We start from the raw sequence: 1028 nt of genomic DNA, 5'->3' as shown, positions 1-1028 counted from the left end.
CCTGCGATTTCACTGGGATTGTGGAACAATTTTGGCGGCTATGACCATTTTGAAAAGCAGCGGGAGATTGTATTAGGGGCTTTTGATCGAGGAATTACACATTTTGATTTAGCCAATAATTATGGTCCGCCTGCAGGAGCAGCTGAAGAGAATTTTGGACGTATCATGACTCAGGATTTAAAGCCTTACCGTGATGAGCTGATCATTTCATCAAAAGCCGGTTATTATATGTGGCCTGGACCCTATGGCGAGTGGGGATCAAAGAAAAATATCATTGCCAGCTGTGATCAAAGTTTGAAGCGATTGGGCTTGGATTATGTTGACATTTTTTATCATCATCGCCCAGATTACGATACACCCTTAGAAGAAACGGCGGGTGCTTTGGATCTGCTTGTTCGACAAGGGAAGGCTCTGTATATTGGCATCTCCAATTACGATGCAGAAAGGACCGCCGCAATCGCGAAAATTTTTAAAGAATTAAAGACGCCTTTTATTATTCATCAACCACGGTATAACATGTTTGATCGGTGGATTGAGGATGGATTAACAGATGTGTTGGAAGAAGAAGGGCTTGGAGCTATTGTCTTTAGCCCGTTGGCACAGGGCTTATTGACAGATCGATATTTGGATGGAATTCCAGAAGATTCTCGTGCACACCGTTCTGAGATTCAATTTTTAAATGAAGAAAATGTGGAGGATACGCTGTCAATTGTTCGTGAGCTGAATCAAATTGCAAAACAGCGTGGTCAGACATTAGCCCAAATGGCGGTGGCGTGGAATCAGCAGCAAAAATCTGTTATCAGCGTATTAGTTGGAGCATCTAAACTAAGTCAATTAGAAGACAATATAAAGGCACTGAATAATCTAGATTTCAGTGCAGATGAACTGTCAACGATCGAGCGGATCCTAGCGAAGAAATAATTTTGGTTCACAGCGGATTAAAAATAGTCTATTTCTGCCCAATCGATTTCATCAAGTAAAAAGAGGATAAATAAAATTAAAAGCCTAAACTGCATAGTTCTATGCAG

General features: G+C 41.1%; 1 protein-coding gene. It reads left to right on the top strand.

The genetic code is table 11. The features are described from left to right. On the top strand, nt 1–921 hold a 921-nt coding region (locus JZO85_RS23000; protein WP_207110841.1), incomplete at its 5' end, for an aldo/keto reductase. Nucleotides 922–1028: the final 107 nt, after the last annotated feature.

The organism is Candidatus Enterococcus murrayae, assembly GCF_017315985.1.
Classification (GTDB): domain Bacteria; phylum Bacillota; class Bacilli; order Lactobacillales; family Enterococcaceae; genus Enterococcus_A; species Enterococcus_A murrayae.
This window is presented reverse-complemented; position numbering and strand designations above follow the sequence as displayed.